This is a genomic window from Prosthecobacter sp. (assembly GCF_029946185.1).
Classification (GTDB): domain Bacteria; phylum Verrucomicrobiota; class Verrucomicrobiia; order Verrucomicrobiales; family Verrucomicrobiaceae; genus Prosthecobacter.
This window is the reverse complement of sequence record NZ_JAQSEA010000135.1, coordinates 17,756-34,632: the sequence shown is the minus strand read 5'-3', so window position 1 is coordinate 34,632 and position 16,877 is coordinate 17,756. Positions and strand designations below refer to the sequence as shown.

General features: G+C 59.6%; 16 protein-coding genes. 7 read left to right on the top strand and 9 right to left on the bottom strand.

Features of this window, described 5'->3' with window-relative positions; all coding sequences use genetic code 11:
* The 5 genes from PSV43_RS11160 to PSV43_RS11140 all read left to right on the top strand — a co-directional run.
* On the top strand, positions 1 to 2,319 hold a 2,319-nt coding region (locus PSV43_RS11160), incomplete at its 5' end, for a secretin N-terminal domain-containing protein (protein WP_300196765.1).
* 231 nt (positions 2,320 to 2,550) lie between these two features.
* Positions 2,551 to 2,973, top strand: a complete 423-nt coding sequence (locus tag PSV43_RS11155) for a hypothetical protein (RefSeq protein ID WP_300196763.1) — start codon at positions 2,551 to 2,553, stop codon at positions 2,971 to 2,973.
* Positions 2,974 to 3,020: 47 nt separating this feature from the next.
* Positions 3,021 to 4,004 (top strand): enolase C-terminal domain-like protein, encoded by a 984-nt coding sequence (locus PSV43_RS11150; protein WP_300196761.1) that lies wholly within the window; start codon positions 3,021 to 3,023, stop codon positions 4,002 to 4,004.
* The gene (locus tag PSV43_RS11145) at positions 4,001 to 5,221 is read left to right on the top strand and encodes a M20/M25/M40 family metallo-hydrolase (RefSeq protein WP_300196759.1); all 1,221 of its coding nucleotides are present in this window, start codon (positions 4,001 to 4,003) and stop codon (positions 5,219 to 5,221) included. The genes PSV43_RS11150 and PSV43_RS11145 overlap by 4 nt, the downstream gene beginning before the upstream one ends.
* Positions 5,222 to 5,279: 58 nt before the next feature.
* The gene (locus PSV43_RS11140; protein WP_300196757.1) at positions 5,280 to 5,579 is read left to right on the top strand and encodes a hypothetical protein; all 300 of its coding nucleotides are present in this window, start codon (positions 5,280 to 5,282) and stop codon (positions 5,577 to 5,579) included.
* Between the two features lie 247 nt (positions 5,580 to 5,826).
* Here PSV43_RS11140 and PSV43_RS11135 read toward each other — a convergent pair whose 3' ends face one another.
* The 4 genes from PSV43_RS11135 to PSV43_RS11120 form a co-directional block, all read right to left on the bottom strand.
* Complete coding sequence (locus PSV43_RS11135; protein ID WP_300196755.1) at positions 5,827 to 6,804, bottom strand: SMP-30/gluconolactonase/LRE family protein; 978 nt, start codon at positions 6,802 to 6,804, stop codon at positions 5,827 to 5,829.
* 49 nt (positions 6,805 to 6,853) lie between these two features.
* On the bottom strand, positions 6,854 to 7,243 hold the full coding sequence (locus tag PSV43_RS11130) for a hypothetical protein (protein WP_300196753.1): 390 nt from the start codon (positions 7,241 to 7,243) through the stop codon (positions 6,854 to 6,856).
* A gap of 72 nt (positions 7,244 to 7,315) precedes the next feature.
* Entirely contained in the window at positions 7,316 to 8,620 is a 1,305-nt protein-coding gene (locus PSV43_RS11125) for a PQQ-binding-like beta-propeller repeat protein (RefSeq protein WP_300196751.1), read from the bottom strand.
* A 54-nt stretch (positions 8,621 to 8,674) separates the two neighbouring features.
* Entirely contained in the window at positions 8,675 to 10,060 is a 1,386-nt protein-coding gene (locus PSV43_RS11120; RefSeq protein WP_300196749.1) for a DUF1552 domain-containing protein, read from the bottom strand.
* A 162-nt stretch (positions 10,061 to 10,222) separates the two neighbouring features.
* Here PSV43_RS11120 and PSV43_RS11115 point away from each other — a divergent pair, with 162 nt between their 5' ends.
* Complete coding sequence (locus PSV43_RS11115) at positions 10,223 to 11,677, top strand: phosphatidylserine/phosphatidylglycerophosphate/cardiolipin synthase family protein (RefSeq protein ID WP_300196747.1); 1,455 nt, start codon at positions 10,223 to 10,225, stop codon at positions 11,675 to 11,677.
* Positions 11,678 to 11,821: 144 nt separating this feature from the next.
* Entirely contained in the window at positions 11,822 to 12,505 is a 684-nt protein-coding gene (locus PSV43_RS11110) for an OmpA family protein (protein ID WP_300196744.1), read from the top strand.
* A gap of 753 nt (positions 12,506 to 13,258) precedes the next feature.
* Here the strand turns inward: PSV43_RS11110 and PSV43_RS11105 are convergent.
* The 5 genes from PSV43_RS11105 to PSV43_RS11085 form a co-directional block, all read right to left on the bottom strand.
* Positions 13,259 to 13,471, bottom strand: coding sequence for a hypothetical protein (locus PSV43_RS11105; RefSeq protein WP_300196742.1), 213 nt, complete (start codon positions 13,469 to 13,471; stop codon positions 13,259 to 13,261).
* A 12-nt stretch (positions 13,472 to 13,483) separates the two neighbouring features.
* The gene (locus tag PSV43_RS11100; protein ID WP_300196740.1) at positions 13,484 to 13,672 is read right to left on the bottom strand and encodes a hypothetical protein; all 189 of its coding nucleotides are present in this window, start codon (positions 13,670 to 13,672) and stop codon (positions 13,484 to 13,486) included.
* A gap of 76 nt (positions 13,673 to 13,748) precedes the next feature.
* Positions 13,749 to 14,411, bottom strand: a complete 663-nt coding sequence (locus tag PSV43_RS11095; RefSeq protein WP_300196738.1) for a hypothetical protein — start codon at positions 14,409 to 14,411, stop codon at positions 13,749 to 13,751.
* 213 nt (positions 14,412 to 14,624) lie between these two features.
* Positions 14,625 to 14,780 carry a hypothetical protein gene (locus PSV43_RS11090; RefSeq protein WP_300196736.1) on the bottom strand — a complete coding sequence of 52 codons (156 nt, stop codon included), beginning with the start codon at positions 14,778 to 14,780 and terminating at the stop codon, positions 14,625 to 14,627.
* 18 nt (positions 14,781 to 14,798) lie between these two features.
* Complete coding sequence (locus PSV43_RS11085) at positions 14,799 to 16,637, bottom strand: DUF1592 domain-containing protein (RefSeq protein WP_300196734.1); 1,839 nt, start codon at positions 16,635 to 16,637, stop codon at positions 14,799 to 14,801.
* Positions 16,638 to 16,877 lie beyond the last annotated feature (240 nt).

Sequence of the window (16,877 nt, the reverse complement as noted above, 5' to 3'; positions counted from 1 at the left end):
GGAGCACCGGGAGAGGCCGAGGCCTTTGTGATCACCGGTGACAACGTCATGATGCAGTTTGCCAACAATCCGGTGGCCGACCTGCTGGCGATCTATGAAAAGCTCACGGGCTACACGCTGATCAAAGACAGCAACATCTTTGAAGGAGCGACCATCAGCCTCGTCACACCCAAACAGGTGCCCAAAGCCGAAGCCATCAAGCTCATCGAGGCCTCCCTGCTCGCGAATGGTTATGCCATTGTGACCGAACCTGGCAGCAACAGCGCCAAGATTCTGCCGGCACGCAATCAAAGCGCCAATGCCGTGCAGTTCTCCCACGGGGTGAGATTTTACACCAGCGCCCAGGATATCCCCGACGGTGAAAGCATCGTGTCCTACTTCATGAAGCTCGATTTCATCGATCCCGAGGTGGCTGCCGCCATGTTCTCCGGTCACGTCGGACTGGGTGCGTATGGGAGAATCACCCCCGTCACCTCCCCGCCGGGGCTGCTGATCACAGAAAGCGCCACCATCGTCAAGCAGCTCATCGGCATTCGCGAAGCCATTGATCTTGGCGACACGGGCTCCTCGCTCGTCACGAAATTCATTCCGATCAAATTCGCCGATGCGGCGGTGATCGCCCAGATCATTCAGGCGACCTTGAATGCGCAGGCGCAGGAAAAAGAAACGAAGGGCCTGAACACCATCCGTGGCACGGCCGTCAGTGATGGACGGGACAAAGATCCGAAACAATCAGCAGGCCAAGCCAACTCACCGCAGTCATCGAATCAAAGTTCGTTCAGTCCGCAGCCCAGCACGCAGGTCGTTGCAGACACGCGCCTGAACCAGATTCTCGTCGTGGCCTCGCCGCTGGACTACACCTACGTGGCGAGCCTGATTGCCGAATTTGACAAACCGCTGGAGAGTACGGAGCCGTATGAGCGCAAGCTGAAGTACGCTGCGGCCCTGGATGTCTTGAGTGCGCTGGTGGACCGGCTGCAGGAAGTGAACGCCGGCAGCACCCAGCTGCCCGGTGGCGGCAGCATCCAGCAACAGCGGCAGCAGGTGCTGGCTACGAACAGCAGCCAGCTCCTCGGCGGCAGAACCACCCAGGGCACACGAGGTGGTGTGGTGGGTAATACCGCAGCAGCCACATCCGGCTCTGACACCGCCAGCGCGGCCTCAGGAACCAGCGGCACATCAACAGGCAGCACCGGAAGCTCACGTGCTGACGTCGTTTCCGGCCCCACGGAAAACAATGCGCCGGTCTCCGTGCTTGTCGGCAAATCCCGCATCGTGGCCGATCCGATGTCGAACACCATCATTGTCATAGGCCGGCAGGAGGAGATTTCCAAAGTGGATGCACTGATCGACAAACTCGACCGCAAGCCATCCCAGGTTTACCTGGCCACCGTCATCGGTGAACTCACCCTCACCGACACGATGACCACGGGGATTGATTACATCTCCTCCCTGACCAACAAGAACTTCAGCGCCAGCAGCATCACCAACCGCACCGACATCCTCGGCACGACGGGAGGCGCGGGGCGCGCCATCAATGACCTGCGCAACAATGTCGTCACCGCACCCTTCGGCCCCGCCTCCGGCCTGAACCTGTATGGAGCCGCCGGCAGCGGCCTGGGCATTTACCTCAATGCACTGCAAACCAACAACAATTTCAAAGTCCTCTCCAGGCCCTCCATTTTCGCGCTGAACAACAAAAAGGCCGTGATCTCCTCGGGTCGGAAAGTGCCTTATCCGGCGAGCACCGTGACCAATGCCGCCAACCTCAACGGCACCGTCACCTCCACCACCAGCTATCTTGACGTGGTGCTGAAACTGGAGGTGGTGCCGCTGATCAACACGGATGGCGAGGTGACTCTGACCATTTCTCAAATCAATGACACGCTGATCGGCACCCAGCTCATCACGCCCAACCTCGTGCCGATCATCGGCACCGAGCAGCTCGTCACCTCGGTGACCATCCCGGACCGCAACACGATCGTGCTGGGCGGCCTGATCTCCGAGGAAAAGAACCTGGCGCAGAACGGCATTCCCTTCCTCGGCAAAATCCCAGGTCTGGGCAAGCTCTTCCGCACGGACAACAACAGCGTGACCCGCAAAGAGCTGATCGTTTTCATTCAGCCGCAGGTCGTGACTGACAACGACAGCGTCCGTGAGACCTCGCTGAGCGAAGACATCCGCACCACATCGGGCACGCAGGCGGCACAGCGGTTCCCACAAATTCCACCGCCACCTGCGCCTGAGCCGGTGGAGGTGCCTGCGAGGAAGAAGAATCTTTTCCAGCGGATGTTCAGCCGTGACGCGAAGCAGCAGTAATAAAAATCAGGCCGTGTTGGAAAAACTTGGTGCCCGCTGAGCTATGCGTCCTGGACTGCTCAGGACCTCCTGTGCCTTCGAGTGTGTCGTGGCCTGCGTTCTTTTGCACGCTCCGACCTGAGGGTGCGCCACGTGATCAAACACACCTAATAATTTAAAATGCTCTAAGCGTCTGGGGTGAAGCGGCGCGTTTCTTGTTCCACAGGAACAAGGCTACTTTGCTTCGCCTGGATGGCAGTCGAAAGCAGCTTGCTGACAAGCCTGACGATCTTTTCTATAGCAGTTTTTAAAACTCATTTCCGTTTAGCGGGCTGTCTCTTGATCGCAGATCATGGGCTTCCTTCTTCGCTCTCCTGCGTCGAGCTACAAAGGACAGGTCGACGGCGGCTGGCTGAGGACAGCCAGCCCTACCAGCGCTGGGGCATGCCCACCGCTGGTAGGGCGTTTGGTCCTCCAAGCGCCGTCGAGCGTCGCCATGCGCCTCTATCCGGAAATCTGTTTTGGAAGACGCTATATGTGGTCGGGGAAGTGGGGGCGCTGATCGACAGAAAGGAGTGTCTGGCGCACTTCAATCCATCTGCTCAGCCGCAGATTTGGTGCGAGTTAGATGGTGCAGATTTTAAAATGCGCTGGAGGCGAATCCATTCAAATTGAGACAGGATTCCTTGACCATTGGGGCTCTTGACCTTTGACTGCGCGCCTTGCACTTCGAGATCAAAACCCTTCAGCTAAGCGAGCCCTTTCGCATCGCCCACGGCACCTCCGCCACGCGCCAGGTGCTGCGTGTCTCCAATGGTGAACGCGTCACCGAGGCCCCGTTTGTCCCCTACTATGGGGAAGATCCGGCGCTGACGCTGGCCCTGCTCAATCAACCCGTGCTGCCGGAGCACCTGCCGCGCACCGCTGCCCTCGCGCTGAATCTGCTGCGGCACGACATCATTGGCCACGAGACTGACCGGCCTCTAGCGGCTTACGCGGAGTCGAAACTGGGTGTGTCGGCGCATGCCGCTCCTCCGGGCTGCCGCTCGTTCAGCATTCCGGAGGATCTCGATGTTTTTGCGGAGAAGGTGCGTGAGATCGCGGAGCAATTTCCGGTGCTCAAACTCAAACTTGGTTCCGGTGATCTGGGGCTGGATATTGCCATTGTCTCCGTGGCACGGATGGCTGCGCCTGAGGCGAAACTGCTGCTGGATGTGAACGGGGGCTGGGACATGGCGGAAGCTCCGCTCATGATTGAGAAGCTGGCGGAATACAGCCCGACGCTGATCGAGCAGCCGATTCATCACCGGCTCGGTGTCGAAGGATGGGTGGAACTGCGGGCGCTGCTGCCTGGGAATCCGCCGCCGATCTTTGCCGATGAAAGTGTGCAAACGGTGGAGGACATCGTGGCGCTGGCCGACTTCGTGGATGGTGTGAACATCAAGCTGCTGAAAAGCGGGAGCTTTGACGCTGCGGTGGCGATGATGGCGGCGGCGAAGGAGCAGAGTCTGCAGATCCTGCTGGGCTGCATGATTGAAACCAGCCTAGGCACGACTGCGGCGGCGCACCTGGCACCGTGGGCGGACTTGATCGACCTAGACGGGCATTTTTATGTCGCGAATGACGACTTCGCGGGCATCACGTATGATGCCGCTGGCAACCTCATCATGCCAAACCGCCCTGGCATTGGCGCTGTACCGCGATGAACGTTTCTCTTCTTCAAGCGGCGGCAGAGCGGCACCTCCCGGCGGCGCTGGATTTGTTGCGGCGACTTGTGGGCACCAACAGTTTCACCGCGAATGCTGCGGGTGTGGATGAGGTGGCACGGCTGACTGCGGTGGCCTTTGCGCCGCTGGGTTTTGGGGCTGAACTTGCGCGGTGCAGCACTCCGGGCACGGGGCATCACCTGTTTCTCACGCATCGCGGTGAGGGTGGAGAACCCATCGTGCTGGTGACGCATTCTGACACGGTGTTTCCGGCCGAGGAGGAGGAGCTGAATGATTTCAAATGGGACGAGCGACCCGATGAAGGGCGTATTTATGGACCGGGCACGGTGGATAACAAAGGCGGCACCGCCTTGATCTGGCTGATGCTGCAAAGCCTGCGGGATGCGGCGCCGGATGTCTTTGAGCACACGCACTGGATCGTGGCGGCGAATGCTGCGGAAGAGATCATTGGTGATGATTTTGGCCATGCCACGGCTGAACGCTGCGGAGGAAAGGCGCGCGCGGTGCTGGTGTTTGAAGGCGGGCCGGTGGATGAGCGGGGCTGGCACATCGTGACCTCACGCAAAGGGCGCAGCACATGGAGGCTGAAAGCCGAAGGCAGGGCCGCGCATGCGGGGAGCAAGCACCATGAGGGCATCAATGCCATTGATGCGCTGGCGCGTGTGCTCCCAGACATTGCTGCGCTGACGAATGCGGAAGCTGAGCGCACGGTGAACATTGGCCTGGTGAATGGTGGGACGGTGGTGAACCGCGTGCCGCATGAAGCTGTGGCTGAGTGGGAGTGCCGGGCCACGGAGCCTGCGGCATTGCAGCAGGCGGATGATCTTTTTGCGGGACTGAGCGGCACCGCTGCGAATGGCGCGAAGCTGACGGCGGAGCGCATCGGTGTCACGGCTGCGTGGCCTGGGGGCGTGGAGTCGGAGGCTTTGTTTCACCTCTGGCATGAGGCGGCTGCGATGATGGGGCTTGCGGCGACCTCGGTGCCGCGCGGTGGATTGAGCGATGCGAACCACCTGTGGCACCTGGCGCCGACGCTGGATGGTCTGGGGCCTTATGGGGCTAATGCGCACTGCTCTGAGCGGACGGCGGATGGGAGCAAGCTGCCGGAGTATGTGGAGCCGGGGTCGTTTGTGACGAAGGCGGTGATGAATGGGCTGGCGCTGGTGAAGCTGGTGACCCCTACAGCGTCCTTTTGATTGATTCGCTCCGGCTTGTAATGGTAAAAGAAAGGGCAACACCACTCAGCAAACCGGCATGAAGCTCAAAATCGACATGAAGTTCGATCCTAAGGTGGGAACACTTCTATGGACAGGCGTGGCGGTGCAATTTCTGCTTTGGTTTCTGGACGGTCTGATAGCCTCAGGAGAAGAATCCTTTTACTTTATCGTCTATGGCTCGGTTGCCTTCTGGAGCACAGCCGTGCTCGTCGTTCTTCGCAGACCCTGTAAGCTGACTCGATGGGATGTTTATTTTTTGCGCTACGGCCTGGTTTTTATCACACTGACCAGCTGCACCCTCGTGCCTCTCATCTGGCAGTGGCGAATAGGCTCTTGATATCCCCCTGCGTTAGATGAACGCCAGGGCCTGACAACTGAATCGCTTGCCACGAGTCTGGAGTTTGCCTCCGTAGTCCAACACTCGCGCATGGGATCAGGATATCTCGACGACGTGCTAATTTTACATTGTTAAGCGTCTAGGGCGAGGCGGAGCGTTCCTTGTTCCACAGGAACAAGGCTACTTTGCTGCGCTGAGACGTCAGCCGAAAGCAACCTGCCTGACGATCAAGTCTAACAATGTAGAACTAAAGCCCTTTCGCCAGCGTCTTCACGCGTAGGAGGAACATGTCTGCGGTGATGTAGAGGGTCGTGTGGTCTGCGCAGCCGAAAGCGCAGTTTCCCGTGGCCTGGCCGGTGAGGATGCTGCCGAGGTGTTTGCCGTCTTTGCTGATGATCAGGACGCCGCCGGGGCCGGTGGTCCAGATGTTGCCCTTGGTGTCCACCTTCATGCCGTCGCAGCCGCCTTTGCGATCCGCGCTTTTGAGGGGCTGGGCATTGAAGAAGACGCGGCCGTTTTTTGCGGTGCCGTCTTCTTGGAGATCGTAGGCCATGATGCGGGTGTCCTTGGGATCAGACACGGCGATGTAGAGGGTGTGCTGGTCGGGGCTGAGTGCGATGCCGTTGGGGAAGCGGATGTCTGCGATCACGAGTGAGACTTTGCCGGCAGGTGTGACGGAGTAAACGCCGTGCTGGGGGAGCTCTGGGGCTTCGCCTTTTTTGAGGCCGTAGGGGGGATCGGTGAAGAAGATGGTGCCGCTTTTTGCGATGACGAGATCGTTGGGGCTGTTGAAGCGCTTGCCTTCGAACTTGTCGGCGAGCGAGGTGAAGGTGCCGTCTTTTTCAAGGCGTGCGATGCGGCGCTCGCCGTGCTGGCAGAGGATGAGATTTCCCTGAGTATCGACTTGGAGGCCGTTGGAGCCTTGGGCGTCGCCACTGAGGCTGCCGCTGGGTTTGAGGACGACTTTGGCAGCGGTGTCGCCTTCTTTCCAGCCGAAGACGGTGTTCTCGGGGACGTCTGAGAAGAGGATGCCGCCATCGTGCCAGACAGGGCCTTCGGACCAGTTGAAGCCGGAGGCGAGGACTTCGAGTTTTGCGTCGGGAGCGAGCAGTGTGTCGAGGGCTGGATCGAGGCGCTCGATGGAGCCGTGGAATGCGGGGAGGGGCTCGGCAGCGAAGGCTGTGAGGGTGGTGACGAGGAGGAGGGAGAGTGAGCGGAGGAGCATGAGGTGGCGTGGGTTAAAAGTCTTTTAAGTGGTCTTGAACAACTAGGCGTCAGTCCAAACCTTTCTGATCAACCTGCGTGACAACACCCTTCGCAAATCGAATGACATACTCCCATCCGCCGAAACCTGAGTCAAAGCGGTAGGTTAGCGGGCTGTCGGCTGCGGCATCTGCCGCGACTCCGTAACCGCTGATCGTCTTCGGATCTCCGAGAATCGCCAAAACCTGTGCACGGGAGCGTCCGACAAACCTTATGTTTTTGAAAATTCGATGAGCGGCCTGGATGGCTTCTCCGCTGGAGGCATTGACCACGGGTGCCGACAGGCGGTAGGTGGATCGAATCAAAACGCGATCTCTCTCGTAGCCCTCGTAGGTGGGAGCATCCGCCCCCAATGCCAACTGGGCAAACACAAGAAGCAGAACTCTGAGTGTCGTTTTCATCGCCGGGTCTTTTCCTGATTACGATTTCAGCGTTCGTTTCTTGGGCGAGCGAAACTACAACGCCAGCTGCACTTACCGCGCGGCGGTTTTGGTGGTGCGTTTGCCGAGGCAGATGAGGCTTTTGTCGGTGCGGATGAAGAGCTGGCCTTCGCTGAGTGCGGGGGAGGCGAAGACTTTTTCTTTGAGTTCGCTTTCGGCGAGGAGCTTGTAGGTTTTGTCGGGCTGGACGGTGCGGAGGATGCCGAAGTCGTTGATGAAAAAGACGTGGCCTTCGGCGCTGGTGAGGGAGGCGTGGTGCTCGCGCATGCGCTCTTCCCATTGGATCTCGCCGGACTTGGCATCGAAGCAGTGGGCGACGCCGGAGTCGGAGACGTTGAGGAGGTGGGTGCCTTCGATGATGGGTGATGGGACGTAGGAGACGCCTTTGTTGGTGCGCCAGACGATGTGGGTGTTGGTGACGTTGCCGCTGCCGTCGGGTTTGATGGCGAGGAGATGGTGCTCGGGGAAGCCGCCGGTCATGTAGAGGAGTCCGGTTTGTTCGCTGTAAACGATGGAGGCGACGAACTGCTCGGTGGGGCCGTCGATGATCCAGAGGAGTTTGCCGGTGCGGGGATCGTAGCTGGTGACGCACAGGGTGCCGGAGAGGACCATCTGGGTGCGTCCGGCGATGTCGCGGATGAGGGGGACGCAGTAGCTGCGGGTGTTGTTGGGGCGGGCGATGCGCCAGAGTTCTTTGCCGTCGGCTCTGGCGAGGGCGACGATGTAGCCGTCGCCGTCGTGGTCGCAATTGACGATGACTTTGTCTTCGAAAACGATGGGGCTGGAGCAGAAGCCGTGCTTGCTGGAGAAGAGGCCGGGGCGCACCTGCCAGATTTGTTTGCCGCTGAAATCGTGCGCGGAGATGACGACGGTGCCTTTGGGGACTTCGCCTTTGCCGAAGACTTTGCCGGCGTTGATGGCGCGGGTGACGTCTGTTTCTGTGTTATCGAGGAAGGCGGTGAAGACGCGCTCGCCATCGGTGGCGGGGGTGCTGGAGGCCTGGCTGTTGAGCTTGTGGATGCTTTCAGTGGGGGCTTTGAGTATGGTGGACTGCCAGAGCTGTTTGCCTGAGGTGCGGTCGAGGCAGAGGAGTGCGCGCTCTTCGTTTTCAGGGAGTGCTGCGACGATGAAGATGCGGTCCTGCCAGACGATGGGTGAGGCATGGCCGCTGCCGGGGAGTTCGACTTTCCAGGTGACATTGCCATCTGCGGAGATGGGAAAACCGGTGTCTTTGGAGGTGCCATCCAGACGCGGGCCGCGCCACTGCGGCCAGTCTTCTGCGGGCAGCAGCGAAGGGGTGAGAGCGAGGAGCAGGGAAAGCGTGCGGAGGGAGATCATGCAGAGAAGGCAAACGGGGGAAAGGGGCGGAGCTTGCGCTGAAGGAGCGTGGACCTACGCGCTGCGTTTCATCTCCGTGATCTGCTTGGTCGCGAGGCCGATGGGGCGATCCAGCGGCACGCCGGTGCAGGCGAGCAGGGTGGTGAGGAGGTCGCCTTGATTGCCTTTGATGTTGGGCAGGAAGCGGCCGGTGTTGACGGAGCCGCCGCCTTTGCCGGCGATGATGAAGGGGAGGTTTTCGCGGCTGTGCTTGTTGCCGTCTTCGAGGCCGGAGCCCCACATCATGAGGCAGTTGTCGAGCAGGGTGCCGTCCCCTTCCCGCAGGCTGTGCATCTTTTTCACCATGTAGGCAAACTGCGCGATGTTGAAGGCGGTGATGGCGGCGAGTTTGGCAACCATGTCCGGCTTGTTGTTGTGGTGCGTTTGTGAATGATGCATGTCCGCGAAGCCGAGCTCGGGATAGGAAACTCCGTTCGGCGTGGAGCCGATGTAGGTGCTGACGCGTGTGGTGTCGGTCTGAAAAGCGAGCACGTTGAGATCACACATGACCTGCATGTACTCGCTGCGCTTGTCGCTCACGGGGATTTTGATTTCGATGGGCGGTGAGTCGGAGGCGCTACGCTTGCTGGCGCTGACGCCGGCCTTTTCCAAGGCTGCTTCTTTTTGGCGATACTCGAGGGCGGCGATGCGGCGCTCCACGGAGCGCACGCTGTCGAGGTATTCGTCGAGTTTATGCTGATCGCCCTGCGGTAATTTCGTGCGCAGATCCTTGGCACCGCCGATGACGAGATCGAGCATCTGGCGGTCCAGCGGGTCGGACTGGGTGGGGCTGCCGGGCTTGTCTGACTTGCCAAACAAACGGTTGAGCACGCTGCGGGGATTGGTCTCTGCGGGAACGGCCTGCGTGGGCGAGCGGTAGCTGCAATGCGAGTAGTAGCCTTCGTTGAGCCCTTCCTGATTTTCCTTGTGCGTCTGCGGCATGGTGGCCAGCTCCAAGGAAGGCAGGGAGGTGAGTCCGCCCACGTAGTTCGCGGCGATTTGATCCGCCGAGATGGCGATGTGGATCTGATCCCGCTTGTCCGCGTCCGGAAGACAGGCCGTGAGCCAGGTGGAAAGCTCCAGCGCATGCGGCGCGCCGTTGAACGGAGAGATCGGCACGCCCGAGATGCCTTTCATCAGCAAGCACTGATCAAGCACGGAACGCAGGGATTCCAGAGCAGGCGGCGGCGAGTTGAGGAAGCTCTCCGCACTCGCGGGCCAGAACTGATCCATGACCACCCCGTGCGGCATGTACATGAAGCCAAGCCTGACAGGAGGCTTGTAAGTGGCCCTGCCTTTGCCGGACTCCGCCCAGCCCATGGTTTCGAGCAAAGGCAGTGCGAGGGTGGCGCCGAGGCCGCGCAGGGTTGTGCGGCGGGAGATGAGGGGGCGGTGGGGCATGAGACGGAAGGCGTAATGACGAAGGCTGAGCGAGGGGATTCGTGTGCGTACTTCTACTCGCAGGGGGGCTCGATTCTATCGAGAGGATCACGCCGGGACGGGCGGTTGCCAGATGGGCACGCGCAGAGAGGCGGGGATATTCGATGGATGGGGTGAAAATCCATGACTACCCCATCTTGCCGGCCGTTTCAGCTCTATCGCGGTTCCATTCTACTGGCCTTGGGACTGGTCATCGGCTGCTCCCATAAGAAAACCGGGGACATCCCTGGGGGACTGGTAGCACGCAGTGTGTTCCGCTGCACGGTGGGCGCTTCGATCAAAGATCCGATGGGCTCGGCACGCATTGGAGGCGTGGTCATGCGGGACCGGCTGCGCAGTTTGTTTCTGGGCAATGCTTCGGTCATCCGCCGGGCGGGGGCTGGAAGCAAGACGCTGGCGGCAGGCACCGGCGCGGGCGGGGAGGCATTTGAGACTTTGCTGGACCGCGAAAAACTGCCGCCGCGCACTTCGGGCTCGGTGGAGTTTTTGATCGACGGTCGCAATTTCTTTCCGCTGTACTTGAAGGCACTGAAGGAGGCGCGCAAAAGCATCGACGTGGAGACCTTCATCTTCGACAATGATGACTTCGCCGTGGAGGTGGCGGATGTGCTGAGAGCGAAGTCCCGGGAGCTGCCGGTGCGCGTGCGCTATGATCGTCTGGGCAGTGATCAGGCGGCCAGCGTACATGCGAAGAGCATGCCGGCAAATTTCACGCCGGTGGAAAATATGCAAGACTACCTCACCGATGGCACGACGGTTGAATGCCGCCGCACTGAGAACCCCTGCTTCAGGGCGGACCACAGCAAGCTGCACCTCATTGATGGGGACACAGCTTTCGTGGGCGGCATGAACCTGGGGCGCGAGTACCGGTATGAATGGCATGACATGATGTCACGCGTGGAGGGGCCGGTGGTTCAGGACCTGGCGCGGCTGTATGAGGAGCGCTGGTGCAGTGATACCTTGTGGAGGAAGCTGAAGGGCAGCAAGGCGGTGAAGAAGCCGGTGGTGGCAGAGGCATCCCCTGCCCCGGTGGCTGCGAAGCCCATGAAACGTCAGGTGCCGCTGCGCGTGCTGCACACGGACGCATGCCAGGGACGCCAGCAAATTTTGAAGGCGACACTGCTGGGTATCCGCTGCTCGGCACGGCGGGTGTGGATCGAGACTCCGTATTTCTCATGCGATGAAATTGTTTCGGAACTCGAGGCTGCGCTGAAGCGGGGAGTGGATGTACGCATTGTCGTACCGGACAAGGCCGACCAGAAGATCATGGATAAAAACAATGCGGCAGACCTGAAAAAACTCATCGACAAGGGAGCGAAGGTCTGGGCCTACCCCGGGATGACCCACCTGAAGGCGACGGTGTGTGATGACTGGGTGATGTATGGCTCTGCGAACTACGACACGCTCAGCCAGCGCATCAATGTGGAGCTGAATCTGGCGACGTCTGACCCGCAAACCGTGAACACGGTGGCCACCCGGGTGTTTGAGCACGACTTCCGTGCGGGCACTCGCGTCACTGCTGCCATGGCAAGGGAGAAAGGCAGTCTCTTCGCCGAAATGGTCGGCGACCAGCTTTAAGCCGGAGATGGGAAGTTAGGCGATGGGATAACTTCATGCTTTTCCCTGTCTGGTGAATTATGGCCGGAAACCGTACAGCCGGAGTTTCATACGCCACCGTTACCCTCTTTGGATAACCCAATTCAAACCAAACCAACCTTACTCATGAAACCATTGCTTCTTCTTTCCGTACTTGCTCTTGCACCAGGGCTTCAGGCTCAAGTCACCACTGTGGCAGTGCCTGGGAATATCATCGTGACCCAGCCAGCGCTTGATCCTCTGCTGGTGCAGAGCCAATTGTCCATCGCACCCAAGGTGGTGGTGGTGACCCAACCCACCACGGTGACCGTGCCTGCCACCCCGGCGGTGCCGCAGGAAGTGGTGAAGACGACCAAAACGACCACAGTCGTGGACACTCCCGGCCAACCGCGCCGTGTGTACCAATCCGAACGCAACGTGGTGGTGGTGCAAGATCAGAACGAAACGCGTGAGCTGCCGTATGTGACCCTGCCAGTGCTGTTTGTGAAGGAAACTGCTGAACTGCTGGATGCTGAATCACGCGCCGCACTGGAGCAGGTGGCGAGTGTGATCCGCAACGTGAGCCAGACAACGCCGGGAGCGATATTTGACATCGAGGGCCATACCAGCACCGATGGAACGAATGAATTCAATGCAACACTGTCTGCCGCACGCGCGCAGAGGGTGTATGACGAACTCACCCTGCGCTACAAGGTGCCAGCCGAAGTGCTGAGCGCCCACGGCTATGGCGAAAGCTTTCCGATGTACCCCAATGGCAACGAGGGGCAAATGCAAATGGATCGCCGAGTGCTGGTAGTCCGCACTAAATAGAGTGGTCGGCAGATCCGCGACGGCTCTTGTCGGCGCGGCTGGCGCATGAAGGCGCGCCATGAGCGCACCTTCCACACTTCCCCAAATCTTTGGTACTGCGACTGGTGCCTGGATTTGGGGTTTTTGCTTTCCTGGCAAGCACCGCTTTAAATTTCCTGCTGACTGCCTAGCTGCAAGAACGAAGGTCGCAGGCGTTATGGCACGAGGCGGATATACTCGCTTCCAACTCCCTCCTTCAAGATCCTGGTAGCACCGGAGATGAGCTGCTCAGTGCGGCATCAACCGACACACTCGAATGGGCGGGAGCTTCTCACCATTCGCGATTGGTGTAGCTGCCTGCGCTTGAGACTGAGGGATCACATTCACTGGCACCGCTGCTTGTTATAGCGGTTCGCAAAAATCATTTCCGTTTAGCAGGCTGTTTCTTGTTAGCAGATCATGGGCTTCCTTCTTCGCTCTCCTGCGTCGAGCTACGAAGGACAGGTCGACGGCGGCTGGCTGAGGACAGCCAGCCCTACCTTCGCTGGGCATGCGCATGCCCGGTGCGAGCAGTCCTCCAAGCGCCGTCGAGCGTCGCCATACGCCTCTATCCGGAAATCTGTTTTGGAAAACGCTATACACCGGCTGGGCGGCACCTCCTGCCTGCTCTCAAGGATTCACATGACTGCCGTAATTACATCCCATGATATGGAGCAATAAAATGGCCGGCATGTCTCACGTGGAGACATGCCGGCCAAAGGGATGAATCGAGACTTAGTAGGAACGGATGGTGCTTGTCTCTGTCGTGGTTGAAACTGGGACTGGGGACAGGGGAGTCCGGGTCAGTGTGGTTTCTTCCGTCGTGGTGGTCATGGTGGTCGGTGGTGGGCGGCGGTCATCGTCGTCGTCGTCCATGGTGTCACAGCTGGTGAGGGCCATGAAACTGACGGCGGCAAGACTGGCGATGAAGAATGAGTGAGTTTTCATGAGGGGAGATCGTTATTTCTTGGTTTCGGTGGTGGTGGTCGTCGTCTTTTCGGTGGAGGAAGTAGCGGCAGGCGGGGTGATGATGGTGGTTTGTTTTTCGATCACTTTGTCAGGACCCGAATCGGGGGCGGTGGTGGTGACGCGTGCGTCACAGGCGATGAGGAGAAGCGGGGCGAGTCCCAGGAGGAGGTGCGTTTTCATGGTGGTAGAAGGTGTGGTGTTGATATGTGTTTGCTGTGGAAAAACTGAGAATGATGCGAGCAGGGATCTGGGAAGATTAGTTGCGGGTCGTGGTCGTCGTTGTGGTCTTTTTCTCAATGAGCTGCTCAGGCACGACCGCGTTCTTTCGCACAATGACTTTGCTGGCGACCAAAGTGTTGCCGACCTTGGTGTAATGCACGGTGACGGGAACGCCGGAGCGCACGGTTTCGATGGCCACAGGCGCCCCGGTCTCATCCACGTAGGTCGTGGTCTTGCTGTAAGAATAGCTGAGTGGGTCCGGAGCGGACTCTGTCTTGATGATGAGATTCTCAGGCCCAAACTGGGTGATGACTCCAGCTGTTATCGGCACCGTGACGGCGGGGGTGGTGGCCACCACCTTGGTGGATGTGGTGGCAGATGTCCTCACCATGATCTTGGAGGCGATCAGGGTATCTCCCACTTTAGTATAATAGATCGTGGCAGGAAGGCCGGACTTTACCAGTTCCACGGCTACAGGGTTGCCGTTTTCATCCACATAATTGGTTGTCTCGCTGGAAATGAAGCGAACCGGCTGGCTGCCCGCTTCAGACTTGATGACGACGCCCTGCGGTCCGAACTCACTGATGGTTCCCTCGGAAGTGATCACGGTGCTGGTGGCTTCAACCCTTTGGGCAAAAACCGGGTTCATCTGAAGGAGAACGCCTGTGTAGAGGAGGGCCTGGAAGGCGATATGTTTCATTGATGGAGTGGAGTTAGTTGTTTGAGGGGCAATTATTTTGCTCCTCATACTCCATTAACGTCACAGGCCTTAAGTCGCTCGTATCTAAACTTGTTTTGGGTACAACACCCCATCAGGAATAGACCTGAAGGATGGGTAGGGGCCACAAAGCACTGGCCTGCCCCCTGCCCTTGGTTTGCATCGCTGTTCTTTGCTCTTTAGCTTTGGCCTTACTCAGTTTTTTAGTTCGGTGAGAACAGTTATCTTATCGCCTGATGGAAGAAGTGTCTGCACCAGCAGATCTGTGCGGTGTTCGGCATACAGTTCAACTTCGCGCTCGACGATGATTTCAAATCGTCTCAAAGCCAGTCGCAGGTGAGTACGACTCATGTGAAAAGATAACGAGGTTTATTGCAGGCGACGGTTCATGAACGGGTAGCTGGTGACGATCGCGGCGATGATGGTCTGCATGCGGAAGCCATCTTTGGCGATGGTTTGCATGAGACCGTCCACCACGATTTCGTCGTAGCCTTCGAGTTTTCGGCAGAGGGCGTAGGCCATGAGTTTCTCCGTTAGATTGCGCGCCATGTCGTCCTTGCGTGCGGCGATGATGGCTTTCAATTCTTTGGGGGTGGAGAAATGTTTCCCACCCGGCAGTTCGCCCACGGCATCGATGGCGCCGCCGGTGTCATCCTGATCGCGCCAGCGGCCGATGGCATCGAAGTTTTCGAGACCGAAGCCGATGGGATCGAGGATCTTGTGGCAGTTGGCGCAGACGGCGTTGGTGCGGTGCAGCTCGGTGCGCTGGCGCAGAGTCATGCTGGCGGCCTTTTTGGGGTCCTGCTTTTCCAGGGTCGGCACATTCGGCGGGGCGGGCGGCACCTTCTGCCCCAGCACCTGCTCCAGCACCCACACGCCGCGTTTGACGGGGCTGGTGCGGTTCGGGAAAGAGGTCGTGGCCAAAATGCCGGGCATGCCGAGGATGCCGCCGCGATTGGCATTCGTCAGTTTCACCTTGCGCATCTCGGGGCCGGTGACGGTTTTTTCCAGGCCATACAGCGCGGCCAGCGTGCCATTGAGGTAGGTGTAATCGCTGTCCACAAAGCCGACGACGCTGCGATCCTCACGCACGATGCTGTCAAAGAACAGCCGCGCTTCGTCATACATGGCGGTGCGCATCGCGCCCGTCATCTGCGGGAATTTCTTGGTGTCGAAGGTCTTGTCTCCCAGTTCCGCCAGCCCGAGCCACTGCGCGCCAAAGCCGTCAAACAGGGCCCGTGCGCGGGGATCGGAGAGCAGGCGTTTCACCTGCGCCTTGAGAATCGCGGGCTCGTGAAGTTTGCCGACATCGGCGAGTTCGGAGAGCTGTGCATCGGGCATGGTGGCCCAGAGCAGGTAGGAGAGGCGCGCGGCGAGCTGGTGATCATCGAGCGGCACGATCTTCTCGTCCGCCGCTGCTTCCTTCGCGGGAGTGATGAAGAGGAACTGCGGCGAAACGAGCACGGCCTTGAGCATGAGGCGCAGCGATGCGGCGTGGTCGAGCTTGTTCGCGCGACCGAGCTCAAACACAGCCACCAGCGTGGCGACCTCCGCTGCGGACGGTGGGCGACGGTAGGCGCTGCGGGCCAGCGAGCGGGCGATCTTCCCGGCCTCGGCGCGCAGATCGGCACCTGCGGCGGGAGCTTCACCCAACAGGCGCTTTTGCACCGCCGTGGGCGGCGCACCTGGGGCGGCCAGCGCACGGGTGAGCGCTTCATTGGCGATGCTGAGATACTGCTCCGACTGCAGCGGCGAGAGCGAATTCATGTAGCCCTCGCCGGGCACCTCGTCCGGCAGTTCGGCGGCTACTGCGGCATCCACACCGAGGAGGTCGTGCAGGGTGTTGCCATACTCCGTCTTCGTCAGGCGGCGGATCACAAAGGGGCCGGGATCTTTCGTGCTGAGGTATTTGGTCTTGGCGATGATGTCCAGAAAGCCCTGGCGCTCCGCATCCGTCGGCTGCTTGTCATCGTCCTCCGGCGGCATGTCATGCGCGTTCACGTTGACGTAGGCGTTCGCCCAGACTTCGCTGAAAGGCGCGACGCCGGGCTTGCGCACCGCCACCTCGAAGTTGATCCCGCCCTTGGATTTTCGATTCCCGTGACACTCGACGCAGTAGGTCTTCACAAAGGGCTCGACTTTGTTTTTATAGTCCTTCTTCACCTCCGTCTGCATTGCCTGGAGGGCGGTGTCCTCGGTGGATTTCAAGTCGGGGGCTGATTGCGCCAGCAATGGCAGGCCGCATGCCAGGGCACAGCACACCCGCCGCATGGCGGACAGGTCACGACGAAACAACATTCTTGGGGGCAATGGGGGACTCTTCAAAAGGGGGTACCGAGGGTTACGGCGATGCGGTGCGGGGTTTATCAGGCAGTGAATGGGCGTGGCTGACGCTGGCACTGGCGCAAGCTGAAAGCAGTCATGCGCTTTGGCTCGTTCTAGCGCCGG

Bases quoted from the DNA above. Each gene is read 5' to 3' on its own strand.
- PSV43_RS11155 (WP_300196763.1), top strand. From the start codon at position 2,551: ATGGCAGTCGAAAGCAGCTTGCTGACAAGCCTGACGATCTTTTCTATA.
- PSV43_RS11145 (WP_300196759.1), top strand. From the start codon at position 4,001: ATGAACGTTTCTCTTCTTCAAGCGGCGGCAGAGCGGCACCTCCCGGCG.
- PSV43_RS11140 (WP_300196757.1), top strand. From the start codon at position 5,280: ATGAAGCTCAAAATCGACATGAAGTTCGATCCTAAGGTGGGAACACTT.
- PSV43_RS11135 (WP_300196755.1), bottom strand. From the start codon at position 6,804: ATGCTCCTCCGCTCACTCTCCCTCCTCCTCGTCACCACCCTCACAGCC.
- PSV43_RS11130 (WP_300196753.1), bottom strand. From the start codon at position 7,243: ATGAAAACGACACTCAGAGTTCTGCTTCTTGTGTTTGCCCAGTTGGCA.
- PSV43_RS11125 (WP_300196751.1), bottom strand. From the start codon at position 8,620: ATGATCTCCCTCCGCACGCTTTCCCTGCTCCTCGCTCTCACCCCTTCG.
- PSV43_RS11120 (WP_300196749.1), bottom strand. From the start codon at position 10,060: ATGCCCCACCGCCCCCTCATCTCCCGCCGCACAACCCTGCGCGGCCTC.
- PSV43_RS11115 (WP_300196747.1), top strand. From the start codon at position 10,223: ATGACTACCCCATCTTGCCGGCCGTTTCAGCTCTATCGCGGTTCCATT.
- PSV43_RS11110 (WP_300196744.1), top strand. From the start codon at position 11,822: ATGAAACCATTGCTTCTTCTTTCCGTACTTGCTCTTGCACCAGGGCTT.
- PSV43_RS11105 (WP_300196742.1), bottom strand. From the start codon at position 13,471: ATGAAAACTCACTCATTCTTCATCGCCAGTCTTGCCGCCGTCAGTTTC.
- PSV43_RS11100 (WP_300196740.1), bottom strand. From the start codon at position 13,672: ATGAAAACGCACCTCCTCCTGGGACTCGCCCCGCTTCTCCTCATCGCC.
- PSV43_RS11095 (WP_300196738.1), bottom strand. From the start codon at position 14,411: ATGAAACATATCGCCTTCCAGGCCCTCCTCTACACAGGCGTTCTCCTT.
- PSV43_RS11090 (WP_300196736.1), bottom strand. From the start codon at position 14,780: ATGAGTCGTACTCACCTGCGACTGGCTTTGAGACGATTTGAAATCATC.